The 16,542-nt window shown below is 70.9% G+C and carries 14 protein-coding genes and 2 tRNA genes; 9 read left to right on the top strand and 7 right to left on the bottom strand.

The window, feature by feature from the left end; all coding sequences use genetic code 11:
• Positions 1-22 precede the first annotated feature (22 nt).
• The gene (locus tag HEB94_RS39695; RefSeq protein WP_192754602.1) at positions 23-298 is read left to right on the top strand and encodes a DUF397 domain-containing protein; all 276 of its coding nucleotides are present in this window, start codon (positions 23-25) and stop codon (positions 296-298) included.
• Positions 299-459: 161 nt separating this feature from the next.
• Here HEB94_RS39695 and HEB94_RS39690 read toward each other — a convergent pair whose 3' ends face one another.
• On the bottom strand, positions 460-1,719 hold the full coding sequence (locus HEB94_RS39690; protein WP_192754601.1) for an alpha/beta hydrolase: 1,260 nt from the start codon (positions 1,717-1,719) through the stop codon (positions 460-462).
• Positions 1,720-1,805: 86 nt separating this feature from the next.
• On the opposite strand from HEB94_RS39690, the gene HEB94_RS39685 reads away from it, so the two are divergent.
• Positions 1,806-2,849 (top strand): ArsR family transcriptional regulator, encoded by a 1,044-nt coding sequence (locus HEB94_RS39685; protein ID WP_192754600.1) that lies wholly within the window; start codon positions 1,806-1,808, stop codon positions 2,847-2,849.
• A gap of 66 nt (positions 2,850-2,915) precedes the next feature.
• Here HEB94_RS39685 and abc-f read toward each other — a convergent pair whose 3' ends face one another.
• Positions 2,916-4,652, bottom strand: coding sequence for a ribosomal protection-like ABC-F family protein (gene abc-f, locus HEB94_RS39680; RefSeq protein WP_192754599.1), 1,737 nt, complete (start codon positions 4,650-4,652; stop codon positions 2,916-2,918).
• A 361-nt stretch (positions 4,653-5,013) separates the two neighbouring features.
• On the opposite strand from abc-f, the gene cimA reads away from it, so the two are divergent.
• Positions 5,014-6,621, top strand: a complete 1,608-nt coding sequence (cimA, locus tag HEB94_RS39675) for a citramalate synthase (RefSeq protein ID WP_192754598.1) — start codon at positions 5,014-5,016, stop codon at positions 6,619-6,621.
• On the opposite strand, the gene HEB94_RS39670 is transcribed toward cimA, so the two are convergent.
• Positions 6,558-7,562 carry a 3-methyladenine DNA glycosylase gene (locus tag HEB94_RS39670; protein WP_337918247.1) on the bottom strand — a complete coding sequence of 335 codons (1,005 nt, stop codon included), beginning with the start codon at positions 7,560-7,562 and terminating at the stop codon, positions 6,558-6,560. The two genes, cimA and HEB94_RS39670, sit on opposite strands and share 64 nt — an antisense overlap.
• Before the next feature lie 170 nt (positions 7,563-7,732).
• Between HEB94_RS39670 and HEB94_RS39665 the strand changes: the two genes are divergently transcribed.
• Positions 7,733-8,512: a fumarylacetoacetate hydrolase family protein gene (locus HEB94_RS39665; RefSeq protein ID WP_192754597.1), complete on the top strand. Its 780-nt coding sequence runs from the start codon at positions 7,733-7,735 to the stop codon at positions 8,510-8,512.
• Between the two features lie 19 nt (positions 8,513-8,531).
• Positions 8,532-10,001, top strand: coding sequence for a glutamate--tRNA ligase (gene gltX, locus HEB94_RS39660; protein ID WP_337918246.1), 1,470 nt, complete (start codon positions 8,532-8,534; stop codon positions 9,999-10,001).
• Between the two features lie 130 nt (positions 10,002-10,131).
• Here gltX and HEB94_RS39655 read toward each other — a convergent pair whose 3' ends face one another.
• The 3 genes from HEB94_RS39655 to HEB94_RS39645 all read right to left on the bottom strand — a co-directional run bounded on the left by HEB94_RS39655 (position 10,132) and on the right by HEB94_RS39645 (position 13,199).
• Entirely contained in the window at positions 10,132-10,914 is a 783-nt protein-coding gene (locus HEB94_RS39655) for a VC0807 family protein (RefSeq protein WP_337918584.1), read from the bottom strand.
• Between the two features lie 39 nt (positions 10,915-10,953).
• Positions 10,954-12,456, bottom strand: coding sequence for a carotenoid oxygenase family protein (locus tag HEB94_RS39650; protein WP_192754594.1), 1,503 nt, complete (start codon positions 12,454-12,456; stop codon positions 10,954-10,956).
• 134 nt (positions 12,457-12,590) lie between these two features.
• Entirely contained in the window at positions 12,591-13,199 is a 609-nt protein-coding gene (locus HEB94_RS39645; protein ID WP_192754593.1) for a GNAT family N-acetyltransferase, read from the bottom strand.
• Between the two features lie 153 nt (positions 13,200-13,352).
• Between HEB94_RS39645 and HEB94_RS39640 the strand changes: the two genes are divergently transcribed.
• The 3 genes from HEB94_RS39640 to HEB94_RS39630 all read left to right on the top strand — a co-directional run bounded on the left by HEB94_RS39640 (position 13,353) and on the right by HEB94_RS39630 (position 14,205).
• Positions 13,353-13,934 carry a helix-turn-helix transcriptional regulator gene (locus tag HEB94_RS39640; RefSeq protein WP_192754592.1) on the top strand — a complete coding sequence of 194 codons (582 nt, stop codon included), beginning with the start codon at positions 13,353-13,355 and terminating at the stop codon, positions 13,932-13,934.
• An 81-nt stretch (positions 13,935-14,015) separates the two neighbouring features.
• Positions 14,016-14,087: transfer RNA gene (locus HEB94_RS39635), tRNA-Gln, on the top strand.
• A gap of 45 nt (positions 14,088-14,132) precedes the next feature.
• Positions 14,133-14,205: transfer RNA gene (locus tag HEB94_RS39630), tRNA-Glu, on the top strand.
• 77 nt (positions 14,206-14,282) lie between these two features.
• Here the strand turns inward: HEB94_RS39630 and HEB94_RS39625 are convergent.
• Positions 14,283-15,002: an IclR family transcriptional regulator gene (locus tag HEB94_RS39625; RefSeq protein ID WP_192754591.1), complete on the bottom strand. Its 720-nt coding sequence runs from the start codon at positions 15,000-15,002 to the stop codon at positions 14,283-14,285.
• Between the two features lie 119 nt (positions 15,003-15,121).
• On the opposite strand from HEB94_RS39625, the gene leuC reads away from it, so the two are divergent.
• Positions 15,122-16,534 (top strand): 3-isopropylmalate dehydratase large subunit, encoded by a 1,413-nt coding sequence (leuC, locus tag HEB94_RS39620; protein WP_192754590.1) that lies wholly within the window; start codon positions 15,122-15,124, stop codon positions 16,532-16,534.
• Positions 16,535-16,542: the final 8 nt, after the last annotated feature.

Here is a 16,542-nt window from a genome sequence, read left to right as displayed (position 1 = left end):
CTCAGACAGGGAGTACCCACGAATGACGGAACAAACGGAAGGCGTCACCCACCCCCTCAAGGGGGTCTTCGACCTGGGCCGCGCGGAGTGGCGTTCGGCAGCCGCCGGCGGCGACATCGAAGTCGCCTTCGTGGACGAGCTGATCGGCATGCGGAACGCCCATGACCCCGACGGACCAGTGCTGGTCTTCACGCCAGGGGAGTGGGAGGCATTCCTCTCCGGAGCGAAGGACGGGGAGTTCGACCCGACCGAGCTCGATCTGCCCCTGCCCGAGGGATCAAGGGCCGGGTCCGGATGACCCCGACCCGCGGCCGCGGGAGAACGCCACACGTGTGAGTGCCGGCGGGCTGGCGCAGGCGACCATTGACACCAGGTCTCGGTCGCGTGCCAGCCCGCCGTGCTGTGTGGTCGCCCCGGGCAGGCGTCGGTTGCGCCGTGGACGACGGCGGCGACCGCGCGTCAGGGACGACGCAGGTGCCGTGCGAAGAACTCACGTACGCCGGTACGCACCGTCCGAACCGCATCGGCCTGGTCGATCGTGCCCACGAGGTCGGCTCGCGCGGCGGCGGTCATCAGCCCGGCGGCCTGCACCTGGGGCGCGATGGCGGCGAAGTCGGTGAACGTCCAGTGCGCGGCGTTCCGGAAGTCCCGCCGGCTGGTCCAGCCGCCTGGATGAGCGAGCATCGCCGACCAGGAGCGTGCCATGCCCGCCCGGTCGGGGAAGCCCTCGCTGCTCCAGAGCAGCAACGGTCGGTCCACGCCGTACTCCGCGACCGGATACAACGCTCCCTCCTGGCCGGGCTGCTCCGCGGGATGGTCGAGATAGCCCTCCAGGTTGATCGCCGCGCCGAGCCGGCGATCCTCATACATCGCCTGCGCGGCCGCGGTAGCGCCGGCGGAGTGACCGTAGACACCCATCTTTCGCGGGTCGACCGCACGCGCGAGCCCGCTCGGCACCGCTCGTCCGATCGCGTCCGGGTTGCCTCCGCCGGCCAGCACCTCCACCTGGTCCAGCACGAACCGCGTGTCCGCGACCCGGGCGTCGATCATGGTGCGGAAGGTCGTCGGATCGGTCCGGGGATCGGTCACGAAGACGGTCGGGCGAACCGCGTCCCGGTAGTCGGTCGGGCCGGGGAACTCGACGGCGACGGCGTCGCCGGGATGGTCCATCGTCACCACCACCCAGCCGTGGCTGGCCAGATCCTCCGCGACACTGCTGCCCAGGCCGCGCGGATCCCCGCCGCCCGGGCTGTACACCAGCACCGGTCGCCGCCCGGCGAGTGCCGGTGCGTCCAGGTGGGCGTGGGTCGTGGTGGCCGCCCAGTCCACTCCGGTCGGGGGCACTCCCGGAAACCGGTACGGCACGAACATGCCGAACACCCCGGCGACTCCGGGGTCGAGCTGTCGAACCACCGGGTGGCGGCGGACGTCGCGGGCGGGGTAGAACACCGAGACCATCAGCTCCCGCACGGGGATGGTGCTGTCCCAGGGATCGCGGCGGGATCGGTCGAGGAGGTACCACGTGGTGAGCCCCACCGGGTGGGGTCCGGTCGGCGCCGGTAGCCGAAGGCGCAGGTCGGCGGATGCGGCACGGGCCACCGCGACGTCCCGACCGCCCACGACCAGGAGGGCCGCGGCCAGGACGGCCGACGTGGTGAGGGCTCGCCTGGTGGGCCGTGCGGGACGCGGGTCTGCTGGCTGCGGAAGTTCGTAGGACATGACCCGCATGCTGCCGTTCGGCCCGCGGTGGGCACGATGGTTCAGCTCCGGCCCGAAACGATTGCGCGACGCCACCAGGGGGAGTAGTGATCCGGATCCGCTTCAGCGCCGCCGACTTCGCCCACGTCCGGTTCTCGCCCCGACCGGCACCGCTCCTGGAGCTGAACAGCGCCCTCCTCATGATGGTCCGTCGCGACGACGGCCTGCTCTTCGGTCGGTGGCGACGACGGATGCTCCGGTCGCTGCCCCGTGCCGTGGCACCGGTCGGCGACCTGGTCCCCGCCGGGCTCGCACCGGCTTTCCTCGACATCTACGACGAGACGTTGGACGAGGCGCTGGACAGCCCACGGGCGTGGCGCCCGGACCTCGTCCGTGCCGAGCTCGAGCGGGTGTACGCACCGCACCCGACCGCGGCGCCGCCCTGGATCCGCGCGCTGCACCGGGGCGACGCCGAGGCCTGGCAGATTCTCCGCCGCGCCCATCGGTCGGCGTACGACCATGCCCTGCGACCCGTCTGGGATCAGCTGAGCGACCTGCACCAGGCGGAGTTCACCCGGCACGCCCTGACCGTGGCCGAGCACGGCATCGGGCACGCGCTCGGTGAGCTGGTGCCGGGCGCGCTGTTTCGGGAACAGGAGTGGGAACTCGACGCGCCGTTCGAGCGGCACATCGACGTGGACGGCCGGGGACTGGTGCTGCTCCCCACCTTCCACTGGACCGGCCATCCACTCGTCTGTGACCAGCCGGACCGGCCGGTGGTCGTCACCTACGCGGCCGGTCCGGGCATTCCGCTCTCACCCGAGAGGCCGGCAGGTGCCGACAGCGCCGAGGCCGCCCTGGCCGGTGTGCTCGGGCGTACGCGGCTCGACCTGCTGCTCCTGCTGGCCGACGAACACACCACCAGTGGGCTCGCCCGCCAGCTCGGGGTGAGCAACGCCACGGTGTCCGCGCACACCGCGGCGCTGCGGGGGGCGGGCCTGATCAGTACCGTCCGGGCCGGGCGCGCGGTGCTGCACCGGCGCACCGCGCTCGGCGCCATGCTGGTGCGCCGGCGTGGTCCGGCCGAACTCCAGGACCGACCAGGCCGCCGGGACCACCGCGACCGACAGGGGCGTCAGGACACCGTCTGAGGACCGGCCGCGAGCGGCCCCACCCCGGCCCCGATCCGGATCTGACTCGGACCACTCGGACCCGGCTCAGGACGCCGACGACGTGGACACCTGCCACGTGGCCGGACCCCGCGCCGTGCGGAGGAGCCGCCAGTGCTGGGTGGGCCTGAAGTTCTCGGTGAAGCGCTCGTCGTGGCTGACGGCGACGACTGTCCCGCCGAATCCCGCGAGCGCGTCGTCCAGCACGTCGAGGGAGTCGAAGTCGAGATAGTTGGTGGGTTCGTCGAGGAGCAGGAGCTGCTGCCCGCCGTTGACCAGGCAGGCCAGCAGCAGCCGGCGAATCTCGCCGGCTGAGAGGGTACCGAGCGGGCGCCTGATCTGGTCCTCGTCGAACAGGTAGGAGTCGAGCAGGCGCTCGGCGTCCTCCTCGTAGAGAGGAATCCGCCGGCGCAGGTAGTCGAGCACCGGCATCCGCAACGGCAGCTGGTCATGCACCTGCGGAAGCACACCGGCTCGCACGCCCAGGGTCGCCTGCCCTCGCAGGGGCGACAACTCACCGGCGAGGAGCGCGAGCAAGGTGGACTTGCCGGTACCGTTCTCACCGCTCACGACGACGCGTTCGCCGCCTCGGACCAGGGCCGAGAACTCCTGCCAGAGCGGACCGTTGCCGCGGTCGCCGACCAGGGCCTGCGCAGTGAGCACCACCTGGTCGGGCGGCGTCGAACCCGCGAAGTCGAGCACCAGGGGTGGGCGTTCCTCCGGCCGCTCGATCCAGCTCGCCGAGGTCATCTCCCGCCGCAGTCTGCGCTCGCGCGCCTTCGCCTTCTTCGCGACCTTCTTGGCGTAGCGGCGCATCCGGTCGTTGTGCGTGGTGAGTTCGGTGCGCAAGGCCTGGTTGGCAGTGCGTTCGATGTCGGCGCTCAACCTGCGGTGGTGCTTCTCCTGCGCTTCCCAGTCAGCCAACAGGCGCGCGCGGCGACGCCGCTTCTCCAACCGGTATGCGGTGTAGCCGCCCTCGTAGACCTCGGCCTGGTCGGTGAGGACGTCGAGTTCGACGACGCGATGCACCAGCCGGTCGAGGAACGCGCGGTCGTGCGTGACCACCACGACGACGCCGCGGTAGCGCACGAGGTAGTCACCGAGCCAGCTGACCCCGGCGGCGTCGAGATGGTTCGTCGGTTCGTCCAACAGCAGCACGCTCGGCTGCTCCAGCAGGAGGCGCGCGAGCATGAGCCGGGCCTGCTGGCCACCGCTCGTCTGGCCCAGGCGTCGCGACGGGTCGAGGTCGGCGAGACCCAGCCGGTCGCGGACCTCCTCCGAACGCGCCTGCGCCTCCCAGCCACCGAGCACCTCGAACCTGTCCTGTGCCGCGGCGTACTCCGCGAGGACGTCCTCGGTGTTCTCGGGCCTCTCCGTGTTGTCGGTGTCCTCGGCGTCGTGCGTGCCACCGGAGTCCGCCATGGCGTGCTCCAGCACGCGCATCCGGGCCGCGATGCCCGCGATCTCACCAAGACCCGCGTCGAGAAACGCGCCGACCGTGGTCTCGGTGTCGGGGATGTCGGCGTCGCGGTAGCCAACCCGGTCGCGCGGCCCGTAGCTCACCGTGCCGCGGTCAGGCCGGTCACGGCCGGCGAGGATGCGGAGCAAGGTCGACTTGCCGGCACCGTTCGGCCCGACGAGACCGATCCGCTCGCCGGCGTTCACGATGAGGTTGACATCGGTGAACAGCGGGTCACCGTCATGGGTCTTGGTGAGCCCCGAAGCCTTCAGGACAGGGGCACCGGGGGCACGGGAAAGGGCGGGAGAAGCGAAGGGCGTCGTCATGGGATCCCAGGAACTCGGAGGAGGCCTACGGGTGAGAACCACCACGCGGCGAGAGGTCGGGAACTCCGATCAGATGCCCACGGATCGACCCTAGCGAACCAGGACGGAAGGTCACAAGGGGACAGCTGACCGTCCGCTGACGGCTCGCGACACCTCGGTTACAGCGGAGGGGAGTGACCATGTCCGAACAGGATGTGCGAGACTGCCCGCATGTACTCCACCTTCACGGTGATCATTACCTAGGCGCGCCGGACACGTCCCGTCCTGCGCGCAGACCTCTCGCACCCCGCGAGAGGTTTTTTGTTTGTCAGGCCCCGACACACCTCCCGACCACATCCAGGTTCGCAAGGAGCTTCTTCCGATGAGCGACTTCCACGTGTACGACACGACGCTGCGTGACGGGGCCCAGCAGGAGGGCCTCAGCCTCTCCGTCGAGGACAAGCTCGCCATTGCGGGGCACCTCGACGCGCTTGGCGTCGGCTACATCGAGGGTGGCTGGCCGGGCGCCAATCCGAAGGACACGGAGTTCTTCCGGCGGGCGGGTGACGAACTCCGACTCCGCCACGCCACGCTCGCGGCGTTCGGCGCCACCCGGCGGGCGGGGATGAAGGCGGCGGACGACCCACTGGTGCGGGCGTTGCGTGACTCCCGCGCGGACGTCGTGACGCTGGTGGCGAAGAGCCACGACCGGCACGTCGAACTCGCCCTGCGGACCACGCTCGAGGAGAACCTCGCCATGATCCGCGACACGGTGGAGTTCCTGCGCGCCGGTGGGCAGCGGGTCTTCGTCGACGCCGAGCACTTCTTCGACGGTTACCGCGACAATCCGGCGTACGCGCTGGAGGTCGTGCGGGTCGCCGCCGAGGCGGGTGTGGAGGTCGTGGCGCTCTGCGACACGAACGGCGGGATGCTCCCCGACCAGGTGGGCGACGTCGTGTCGACGGTGCTCGCCGGCACCGGCGCCCGGGTCGGCATCCACTGCCACAACGACGCCGGCTGCGCGGTCGCGAACACCCTCGCGGCGGTCGACGCGGGGGCGAGCCACGTGCAGGGCACACTCAACGGGTACGGCGAGCGCACCGGGAACGCCGACCTGGTCACCGTCGTCGCCAACCTCCAGCTCAAGCGTGGGCGCGACCTCGTCCCCGCGGCGGCACTGCGGGAGGCGACCCGGATCGCGCACGCGGTCTCGGAGGTGACCAACGTGCCGCCGTACTCCCGGCAGCCCTACGTGGGCGCGTCGGCCTTCACGCACAAGGCGGGTCTGCACGCGAGCGCGATCAAGGTCGACCCGAACCTCTACCAGCACGCCGATCCCGAGGACGTCGGCAACGACATGCGACTCCTGGTCTCGGACATGGCCGGACGGGCGAGCATCGAGCTCAAGGGCCGCGAACTCGGCTACGACCTCGCCGGCGACCGGGCGCTCGTGACCAGGATCACCGAGCGCGTGAAGGCCATGGAGGCGCAGGGCTACACCTTCGAGGCGGCCGACGCCTCCTTCGAGCTGTTGCTCATCGAGGAGGTCGAGGGCGCCCGGCCGAACTTCTTCCACGTCGACTCCTGGCGCGTGATCACCGACTCCCGCCCGGATGAGGAGGCGCTGTCGGAGGCGACGGTCAAGCTGAGCGCGGGTGGTGAGCGGGCCATCGTGACCGGCGAGGGCAACGGTCCGGTGAACGCGCTCGACGCCGCGTTGCGTGGCGCGATCGGCCAGTCCTACCCCGTGGTGGAGAAGCTCGACCTGATCGACTACCGCGTGCGCATCCTGGACGCCGGGCACGGGACGGACGCCGTTATCAGAGTTCTGATCGAGCTCTCCGACGGCGAGGAGTCCTGGCAGACCGTCGGCGTCGGCCACAACATCATCGAGGCCTCCTGGGAGGCGCTGGTCGACGGCGTGACCTACGGCCTGGTCCGGGCCGGGGTCGAGCAGTCCGAGCAGTCCGAGCAGTCCGAGCGGGCCTGAGGCCCCGGCCGGTCCGAGCGGGCCCGGGCCAGCGGGTCGATCAGGCTGAGCAGGCCGTCGCAGGCATCGATCAGCCGGTCCCGGAGCGCCTGGGCCCGCACCGAGAAGTCGCGCTGGGCCCCGGCGTACTCCGCCCGACCCTCGGGTGTCTCGATCGGGACCGGTTCGTGGCCGAGAGCGCGCAGGTCGTACGGCGAGGCACGCATGTCGAGGGTACGGATCTCCCGGGCCAGCTCGAAGCAGTCGGCGACCAGCTCCGACGGGACGTGCGGGGCCAGCTTGTAGGCCCACTTGTACAGATCCATGTTGGCGTGCAGGCAGCCAGGCTGTTCGAGGTCGAGCTGGGTCTCCCGCGTGGGCCGCAGGGTGTTGAGCGGGCTGGCCGGCTCGGTGAAGAACCGGTACGCGTCGAAGTGGGAGCAGCGGATCCGCTGGGACTCGACCACCCGGTCGGTGCCCTCGGCGCCGAGCCGCAGCGGCCAGCCCGCGTGCCGGACCCGCTCCTGGGGGAGCCGATAGACCATCGCCCACTCGTGCAGACCGAAGCAGCCGAAGCTCGCCGGGCGTCCCCGCGTGGCGGTCAGCAGATCCCGGATCCAGCGGATCGCGTCCGCCCGCCCGGCGAGCACGGCCGGATCGATCATGACCCCGCCGGCCACCTCGACGTAGTCGCGGCCGTGCAGGAACGTCCGCCGGGCCGCCTCGCCGGCGAGGACGACACCCGCGCCGGGGTGCCAGCGCCGCAGCCGGGCCGGCCGGTGGGAGTAGTAGGTGAAGAGGAAGTCCTCGACCGGATGCCGCCGCTGATCCTTGCGCCGGCCGCGATGGGGAGCCACCCACGCGTCCACGCGGCGTTCATGGGCGGCCTGGCGGGCGAGCCAGGTCGCCTCCGGCACTTCGGTGGGCACCGGCGTCGGCGCGGGCGGGTCGGACGGTCGCACCCGGCCACCGTACCCGCGTCGTCAGCGTCGACGGCCGGGCTGGGAGGGGCTTCCCGCCCGCTCCGGCCAGCCGATGCCGGCCCGGCCGTGGCGCACACGCCAGGCCGCCACGGGCCGGGCCCGATAGGCTGCGAAAGCCCATTCGTCGCACTTTTGGAGGCTGGAGTCTTTTGCGCATCGCACGCTTCAGTGCTGGTGACGACCCGAGGTATGCCGCGGTCGAGGGTGACCCGGGTGCCGAGGTGCTCGCCGTACTCGACGGAGACCCGCTCTACCGCCCCGTCCAGCTGACCGGTGAGCGCGTGCCGCAGGCCGACGTCCGGTTGCTCGCGCCGATCATCCCGCGTAGCAAGGTGATCGGGATCGGTCGCAACTACGCCGAGCACGCGGCCGAACTCGGCAACGAGGTGCCGGCCGAGCCCCTGGTGTTCCTCAAGCCCAACACCTCCGTGATCGGCCCCGGCGACGGCATCGTCTACCCGCCGCCGACCAGCGACCTCAACTACGAGGGCGAGCTGGCCGTCATCATCGGGCGGATCTGCCGGCACGTGCCGAAGGAACGCGCCGCCGAGGTGATCTTCGGCTACACCTGCGCCAACGACGTCACCGCCCGCGACCTGCAAAAACGTGACGGTCAGTGGGCGCGCGCGAAGGGTTACGACACGTTCTGCCCGCTCGGTCCCTGGATCGAGACCGATCTCGACTTCTCCGACCTAGCCCTGACCACGACGGTGGGTGGCGAGGTACGCCAGTCCGGGCGTACGTCCCAGATGATCAACGACGTGCCGTCCCTGATCGCCTACGTCAGCACCTTCATGACGCTGCTGCCCGGCGACGTCCTGCTCACCGGCACCCCGGCCGGCGTCGGGCCGATGCAGGTGGGGGACGAGGTCTCGGTGACCATCGAGGGCCTCGGCACCCTGACCAACCGGGTGATCAGACATGACTAGGGAGGGCTCATCTGGGCGGGTGCGAACGAGGTTCGCGCCCTCACCCAGTGGTGACCTCCATGTCGGCAACCTCCGGACCGCGTTGTACGCCTGGGCCTGGGCCCGGCACACCGGTGGTCAGTTCGTCTTCCGGATCGAGGACACCGACCGCTCCCGCGTGACGCCCGAGGCGATCGCCGCCGCGGCGGACACGCTTCGCTGGCTCGGGCTGGACTGGGACGAGGGGATCGAGGTCGGCGGCGACTTCGGTCCCTACCAGCAAAGTGAACGCCTCCCGCTCTACCGCTCCTGGGTGCAGCGGTTCCTCGCCGCGGGCAACGCCTACTACTGCTACTGCACGCAGGAGGAGCTCGACGCGGAGCGGGAGGAGCAGCGGCAACAGGGCCTGCCGCCCGGCTACAGCGGCCGCTGCCGCGAACTCGCGTCGAGTCAGGTGTCGGCGTTCCAGAAGGGGGGCCGGCTGCCGGTCGTCCGTTTCCGGATGCCCACCGGGAGCACGGTGGTGCGCGACGCCATCCGTGGTGAGGTGCTCTTCGACCACGCGAACGTCCCCGACTTCGTGATCATGCGGGCCAACGGCTACCCGCTCTACAACCTGGCCGCGGCGGTCGACGACTCGATGATGGAGATCACCCACATCGTCCGTGGCGACGACCTCCTCGCCTCCGCACCCCGGCAGATCGCGATCTTTCGGGCCATGGGCACCGCCGAGGCGGACATCCCCGTCTACGCCCACACACCCCACGTCCTGGAGTCCGACGGCAAGCCGTTGTCGAAGGGCTACGGCACGTCCTCCGTCGCGTGGTACCGCGACCACGGCTACCTTCCGGAGGCCGTCGTCAACTACCTCGCGCTGCTCGGCTGGTCGCCCGGTGGCGACCGGGAGGACCTCACGCTGGCCGAACTCGTCAAGCTCTTCGATCTCGAGCGGGTCGGTACGACCGCCGGCCGGCTCGACCCGCGCAAGCTGGACGCCATCAACGGGCACAAGATCCGCGCCCTCGACCCCACCGATTTCGTTCTTCGGATCACGCCCTTCCTCGCCCGGGCCGGTCTCGTCACCGACACCCCCACGGAGGAGCAGGCGGGTGTCGTGGCGGCCGCGGCACCACTGATCCAGGAGCGCGTCGTCCACCTCAGCGAGGCGGCGGAGCTGTTGGCGTTCCTCCTGGCGCCCGACCGGCACTTCGAGGTCGATCCCGAGGCGGCGGCCCGCGTCCTCACCGAGGACGCCAAAGCCGTGCTCGAGGCGGCCGACGCGGCGCTGCGCACCCTCCTGGTCTGGGAGAAGGACGCCATCGAGCGGGTGCTGCGGCAGGCCCTCGTCGACGAACTCGGTCGTCGCCCGAAACACGCGTTCGGTCCCGTCCGGGTGGCGGCGACCGGCCGGCGGGTGTCGCCGCCGCTGTTCGAGTCGCTCGCCCTGCTCGGACGAGACCGCACGCTCAGCCGTATCCAGCAGGCCCTCGACGAGCACGTCGGCGTCTGAGCAGACCCCCGCGGGGGCTCGGACAACCCGACGAGCCGTGCGACCACCGCGGGCCGGTGAGTCCCGCAGCGCTGCCTGGCGACGCCTTGTGCGTGCCAGGCAGCGCCCCCCGCATCGCGCGAGGCTCCTCTCAGGCGGCCGGGGCGGCTTCGGCCGCCGCGGCGGCTCGCGCCCGCCCGCGTGCCTGAGCCCGTCGCGAGTACCACATGTTCCAGGTCATCAGCAGCGCGAAGGCGGCGATGCTGAGGACCGACGACAGGCCGGCCATGACGTCGACCGGCAGGACGTACACCAGGACGACGCGGACGGCGGCCTCCACGAGGAGCCCGATGCCCCAGACCGCCGACAGGACGACGAACGTCCGGCGGAACGGCGCAGAGGTCGCCCACAGGGCCTCCCACTGCTCCCGCCCCTGCGGTGTCGGCGCGGCGAACCGCTGCGCCGCGTAGTAGATCAGCGGACGTCCGATGACACAGCTGCCGAGGAAGGCGAGGCCGGCCGCGGCGGTGCCGAAGGAGTCCTTCAATAGCAGGAAGCGATCGTCTCCTGACAGGAACGAGAGGATCAGCCCGATGCCGAACACGCCGACCATGAAGCCGGCGAAGGCGTCGAAGTGGCGAGCCCGAATCGCGACGTAAGCCACCCGTACGCCGGCCACCAGTGTCCCGACGAGCAGGGACACGTAGGTGCTGGCGCCCAGGGCGCGGCACAGGTAGTAGGCGCCGATGGACAGGCCGACGTCCCACACCAAGCTGAGAATGACGGGGCGAAGTCCCATCCGGTCGGTCCCGGCCGGCGCGTTGTCGGCGCCGTTCGGGTCGTTGGCGCCGTTCGGGTTGTTGTTGGTGCTCGGGTCGTGAACCTGGTCGGGGGCTGTGTCGCTGCGCGCGGCAGGGGTGCCCGGCGTGGTCATCACGTGGTTCTCCGTCGCTTTCGTGGGGGCGGTGGGCATTCAGGCGGCGTCCGGCGTCGGCGCGTCGCCCGCGAGCGGCGGTGGGTCCGAGTCGGGAATCCAGGAGCCGTGGAATCCCGCGGGGACCTTACGGGGCAGGCGGATCGAGGCGACGGCGGGGCCGGTGACGTCGGTCGCGTCCAGGACGAGCAACTCCGAACCCCGGCCGGCCCGGTCGGTGACGATGGTGAGCAGCCAACCGTCGTCCTCGTTGCCCCGCTTGGCCGCGGGAACGAAGACCGCCTCACCGGGTACGAGATCCGCCGCCAACTCGTGCCGCTCACTGGTCATCGACGCGACGTCGTACTTCACCACGTCGGCGCGGCTCGTCTCGGAGGCGCCCGAACTGACGGCGTACAGGTAGCGGTTGTCGAGTCCGGTCCGCGCGTCGTCGATGGTGGGGAACTCCACTCCCTGGTCGTCCAGGCGACGCTCGTGCGCACGCCCGGTCGCGGGGTCCAGAACCCAACGGTGCAAGGAACTCACGCCGGTGCCCGCGGCGGCGGTGACGAGGCCGGTGCTGCTGCCCGCGGCCGCCGCGGCGACGGGTTCGGTGCTGCCACCGATGCCCGACCACGCGGCGTCCCAGGCCCGCCGGTCGTATCGCACCGCGTCGAGCACGATCCGGCCCTCGGCGTCCTCGCGCGCGTTGCCCACATGGAAGACGTAACACGGGTCGATCTCGAACCACCGCACCGCCGAGCGCCCGTCCCGGTCCATCACGCCAAGCCGGGCGCCGTAGTCGTCGTTCCAGCGGTAGGGCATGCCGCGCCCCACCAGGGTGTGGTCGAAGGCGAGGGGGAGGTCCAGCCAGACGACGTGGTGGGCGGTGATGGCGAAGTCGTGCATCATCGTCGGACCTGGCACCTCCACCGGAACGCTGAGGTCGAGCGAGCCGGTCGCCGACAGCCGGTGGTAGGTGACGTACGGCGGCCGAACCCCGTAGCCGAAGAAGAACAGCTCACCGGTGACCGGATCCTGCTTGGGGTGGGCCGTCATCGCGGTCGTCAGGGCACCGTCGAAGTCGTACGGACCGACGGTGTCGAGGTCCTTGTTCAGTTGGTAGGGCAGGCCACCCTCGCACAGCGCGAGCAGCCGTCCGGCGTGCTCGATCACGTGGGTGTTGGCGGAATTCACCGCGAGGTCGCGGCTGCCGTCGGGGCGGACGGGCGGCGTGCCCTCGCGGGCGCGGGTGCGCACCCAGCGGTTGCGGTACCACTCCGCCCGGCCGGCGTGGATCCGTACGCCGTGCAGCATGCCCGAGCCGACGAACCAGTGCGGAGCGGGTTCGCCCGGTGCGGGGTTGGGGCCGTTGCGCAGGTAGCGACCGGAAAGCTCGGGCGGCAGTGTTCCGGTGACCGGCAGGTCGACCGCGTCGATCTCGTCCGGCACCGGGGCGAGGAACCCGGGCAGGCGGAGGCTCGGCGCGTCGGCGGTCTCGGGAGGCTCGGGGGTCCGAGCGTTCCCGGGCGGCTCAGCGTTCGGCCAAGCTGTCGTTGACATGTGTCCTCCGGCGTGACTCGTGGCAGGGCGAAGCGACCCTGGATGGTCCTGGGCGGTCGTGGATGGTCCTGGGGGAGCGGCCGTCCGGGCCGCCTCCCGCGGCCTCGGATGTGGCCGAGCGACGCGGGGTCTGGTCAGCGCGGCTCGCGGCGCATGGCCCACAGGGACGGGCCGCCGGGAATCGTGATCTCGCGGGTGACCCGGAAGTCGAACCGTTCGTAGTAGCCGACCAGGCCGGCCTTGCTGGCCTCGAGGTAGGCCGGCATCCCCAGTTGGTCGCAGGTGGCCAGCCTGGCCCGGATCAGCTCACCACCGATGCCCGTGCCCTGGGCGGCCGGGCTCACGCCCACGATGGCGAGGTACCAGTGCGGATCGTGCGGATGCGCGCGTTCCAGGGCCTCGGTCACCCTGACGCCGGCGCGCCCCCTTCGGCCGGTGGCGCGGGCCAGACCCGGGATGGCGCGGAGACCGCGCCAGCGGGTGGGCTGCCAGTGTCCGGGCGGGGTCCACACCGCGCCACCCAGCGGGTCGCGTGCGGTGTCCTGAGCCGCGAGATCGGTGGCGCCGTAGGGCAGGTAGAAGTGGCGCAGCATCGTCGCGAACAGCCGCGGCAGGCCGACCGTCCGCGCCCGCTCCTCGGGCAGGATCCACGCCATCACCGGGTCGTCGTGGAACGCCTGGGCGAACACGCTCGCCAGCCCACGAACGTCCGCTCTCCCGGCCACTCGCGTCGTCGGCCTCATCGCGGCCCCCTTCCCCGTCGCCGCTTCCGATCCCGGGCCGCTCACTCGGGAGGGGCCGGCTGACACGACGACTATGAGACGTAAGATTCGACATGTCAATCCTTACATGTCGAGGTTGACAGTAAAGTGTGCGGAAAGTCGAAGGAGGTCGCGGTGTCGCTGCGGTTCGCGTTGTTGGGGTTGCTCGCCGTGGAGCCCGGGAGTGGGTACGCCCTGACCCAGCGCTTCGCGCAGTCGCTGGAGAAGTACGCCTGGCACGCCAACCACAGCCAGATCTACCCGGAGCTGAACAAGCTCGCGGGCGACGGGCTGATCGAGGTGATCGCCGAGGGTGCGCGCGGAAGCCGCACCTACGCGATCAGCGACGCCGGGCGCGACGCCCTCCAGGACTGGATGCTCAGCCCGACCAGGGACTCACGCGTACGCAGCGAGGAGATCCTGCGGATGTTCATGCTGTCGGCGCTGGAGCCCCCGCTCGCACAGGACCTGCTGCGCGGGTACGTCGAGCGGGCGGCCAGGCAACGCGACGAGATCCGCGCGATCGTGGCCCACATCGAGTCGGAGGAGGACGCGAGCTCGCCGACGCAGTTCGGCCGGTTCGCGGCGGAGTTCGGGGTCCGCCAGTACGACGCCTTCTTGGAGTGGGCACGGTGGGCGCTGGCCCGGATCGAGCGCTTCCAGGCCGAAGCGGGGCAGGGATCTGGGCGCGGAAAGAGGCCCTCGACCACGCAGTGACCCGGTCGCTTTGGGGTCAGTGCCCCACCTCGGGTATTCTGCTTCGCGGCCCACCTGCTTCACGGCGGAGGGCCTTGCCATTGGGGTATGGGGTAATTGGCAGCCCGACGGATTCTGATTCCGTTAGTCTAGGTTCGAGTCCTAGTACCCCAGCGAGTGAGCTGGTGAGGCAGTTGCTAGAGTTCAGCTCGCTTCCACGGCCCCGTTGTGTAGCGGCCTAGCACGCCGCCCTCTCAAGGCGGTAGCGCCGGTTCGAATCCGGTCGGGGCTACAAGGTGAAAGACCCCCTCCATCTGGAGGGGGTCTTTCGCGTTGGAGGGGCCGCCCTTTCGGGCGGCCCCTCCTTCGTCATTCGGCCGCGCGGCGCAGGGCTTCCGACAGTCGCTCGGCCGCGGCCATCACCGCGGGCGCATGCATCCGGCCGGGCTGGCGGGACAGTCGCTCCAGCGGGCCGGAGACGGAGACCGCGGCGACCACCTTGCCGGAGGGCGAGCGGATCCCGGAGGAGACCGAGGCGACGCCGGCCTCCCGTTCACCGACGCTCTGCGCCCAACCACGACGGCGTACGGCGGCCAGTGTGGCCGCGGTGAACTTCGCACCCTGCAGGCCGCGGTGCAGGCGCTCAGGCTCCTCCCAGGCAAGCAGGATCTGCGCGGCCGAGCCCGCGTGCATCGTCAACTGGGTGCCGACAGGGATGCTGTCCCGGAGTCCGGTCGGCCGCTCCGCGGCGGCGACACAGACACGTCCCTCGCCCTGGCGGCGGAACAACTGGGCGGACTCACCGGTGATGTCGCGCAGCCGGGCCAGAACGGGGCCGGCGGCCGCCAACAGGCGGTCCTCACCGGCCGCGGCGGCGAGCTCGCCGAGCCGGGGTCCCAGGATGAACCGCCCTTGCATGTCGCGCGCGACCAGACGATGGTGTTCCAGGGCGACCGCGAGGCGGTGTGCGGTCGGGCGAGCGAGCCCGGTGACCTGCACCAGCCCAGCGAGGGTGGCGGGACCGGCTTCCAGGGCCCCGAGTACGAGCGCCGCCTTGTCAAGAACGCCGACTCCGCTAGAGTTGTCCATGACTCGATATTGCAGTCTCGAATTGCGAGACGCAAGCCCGCCGGCGGAAAAAGACCGGCCGGGCGGTCCAAAAGCGGTCCGGAGGACTTTCGGAGCACGCACAAGCCTGGAGGCAGAAGATGGGGACCACCCTCGCGGAGAAGGTGTGGGAGGAACACGTCGTACGGCGCGGTGAGGGCGAGCCCGACCTCCTCTACATCGATCTCCACCTGGTCCACGAAGTGACCAGCCCGCAGGCGTTCGACGGCCTGCGGCTGGCCGGCCGGCAGGTCCGTCGTCGAGACCTGACGATCGCGACCGAAGACCACAACGTGCCCACAGTGGACATCGACCAGCCGATCGCCGACCCGGTTTCCCGCACGCAGGTCGAGACCCTTCGCCGCAACTGCGAGGAGTTCGGCATTCGTCTGCACCCACTCGGTGACGCGGACCAGGGCATCGTGCACGTCGTCGGACCCCAGCTCGGACTCACCCAGCCCGGCATGACGATCGTCTGCGGCGACTCCCACACCTCCACGCACGGAGCGTTCGGCGCGCTGGCGTTCGGTATCGGCACCAGTGAGGTCGAGCACGTGCTCGCCACCCAGACCCTCACGCAGAGCCGGCCCAAGACGATGGCGGTCACCGTCGACGGCGTGCTGCCCGAAGGCGTGACGCCGAAGGACCTCGTGCTGACCCTCATCGCCAAGGTGGGTACGGGCGGCGGTCAGGGCCACGTCGTCGAGTACCGCGGCGAGGCGTTCCGCACGATGTCGATGGAAGGCCGGATGACGGTCTGCAACATGTCCATCGAGTGGGGCGCCAAGGCTGGCCTCGTCGCACCCGACGAGACGACCTTCGCCTACCTGGAAGGGCGGCCGCACGCCCCGAAGGGCAAGGACTGGGACGCCGCGGTCGAGTACTGGCGGAGCCTGCGCACCGACGACGACGCGACGTTCGACCGTGAGGTGGTCCTCGACGCGAGCACCGTCACGCCGTTCGTCACCTGGGGCACCAACCCCGGCCAGGGCGTGCCGCTCGGTGCGGATGTCCCGGCTCCGGCGGACTTCGACACCCCCGAGGGCCAGGCGTCGGCCGAGCGGGCCCTTGCCTACATGGGACTCCAGGCCGGCACGCCGATGCGCGACATCAAGGTCGAAACGGTCTTCCTCGGTTCCTGCACCAACGGCCGGATCGAGGACCTGCGCGCGGCCGCGGAAGTCGTCCGTGGTCGTTCGGTCGCTGAGGGCGTACGCATGCTGGTGGTTCCCGGGTCCGGTCGGGTGCGGCTGCAGGCCGAGTCCGAGGGGCTCGACGTGATCTTCAAGGAGGCAGGCGCCGAGTGGCGGGCGGCCGGGTGCTCGATGTGCCTCGGCATGAACCCCGACCAGCTCGCTCCGGGCGAGCGCAGCGCCTCGACCTCCAACCGCAACTTCGAAGGTAGGCAGGGAAAGGGCGGCCGGACCCACCTTGTCTCCCCGCTCGTCGCCGCCGCGACGGCCGTCGCGGGGCATCTCGCCGCGCCGGCCGACCTGCCGAACGCCACCGTCTGACCGGGAGC

Source organism: Actinopolymorpha pittospori, assembly GCF_014873875.1.
Taxonomy (GTDB): Bacteria; Actinomycetota; Actinomycetes; order Propionibacteriales; family Actinopolymorphaceae; genus Actinopolymorpha; species Actinopolymorpha pittospori.
This window is presented reverse-complemented; position numbering and strand designations above follow the sequence as displayed.

Bases quoted from the DNA above. Each gene is read 5' to 3' on its own strand.
- HEB94_RS39695 (WP_192754602.1), top strand. From the start codon at position 23: ATGACGGAACAAACGGAAGGCGTCACCCACCCCCTCAAGGGGGTCTTC.
- HEB94_RS39690 (WP_192754601.1), bottom strand. From the start codon at position 1,719: ATGTCCTACGAACTTCCGCAGCCAGCAGACCCGCGTCCCGCACGGCCC.
- abc-f (WP_192754599.1), bottom strand. From the start codon at position 4,652: ATGACGACGCCCTTCGCTTCTCCCGCCCTTTCCCGTGCCCCCGGTGCC.
- cimA (WP_192754598.1), top strand. From the start codon at position 5,014: ATGAGCGACTTCCACGTGTACGACACGACGCTGCGTGACGGGGCCCAG.
- HEB94_RS39655 (WP_337918584.1), bottom strand. From the start codon at position 10,914: ATGACCACGCCGGGCACCCCTGCCGCGCGCAGCGACACAGCCCCCGAC.
- HEB94_RS39650 (WP_192754594.1), bottom strand. From the start codon at position 12,456: ATGTCAACGACAGCTTGGCCGAACGCTGAGCCGCCCGGGAACGCTCGG.
- HEB94_RS39645 (WP_192754593.1), bottom strand. From the start codon at position 13,199: ATGAGGCCGACGACGCGAGTGGCCGGGAGAGCGGACGTTCGTGGGCTG.
- HEB94_RS39625 (WP_192754591.1), bottom strand. From the start codon at position 15,002: ATGGACAACTCTAGCGGAGTCGGCGTTCTTGACAAGGCGGCGCTCGTA.
- leuC (WP_192754590.1), top strand. From the start codon at position 15,122: ATGGGGACCACCCTCGCGGAGAAGGTGTGGGAGGAACACGTCGTACGG.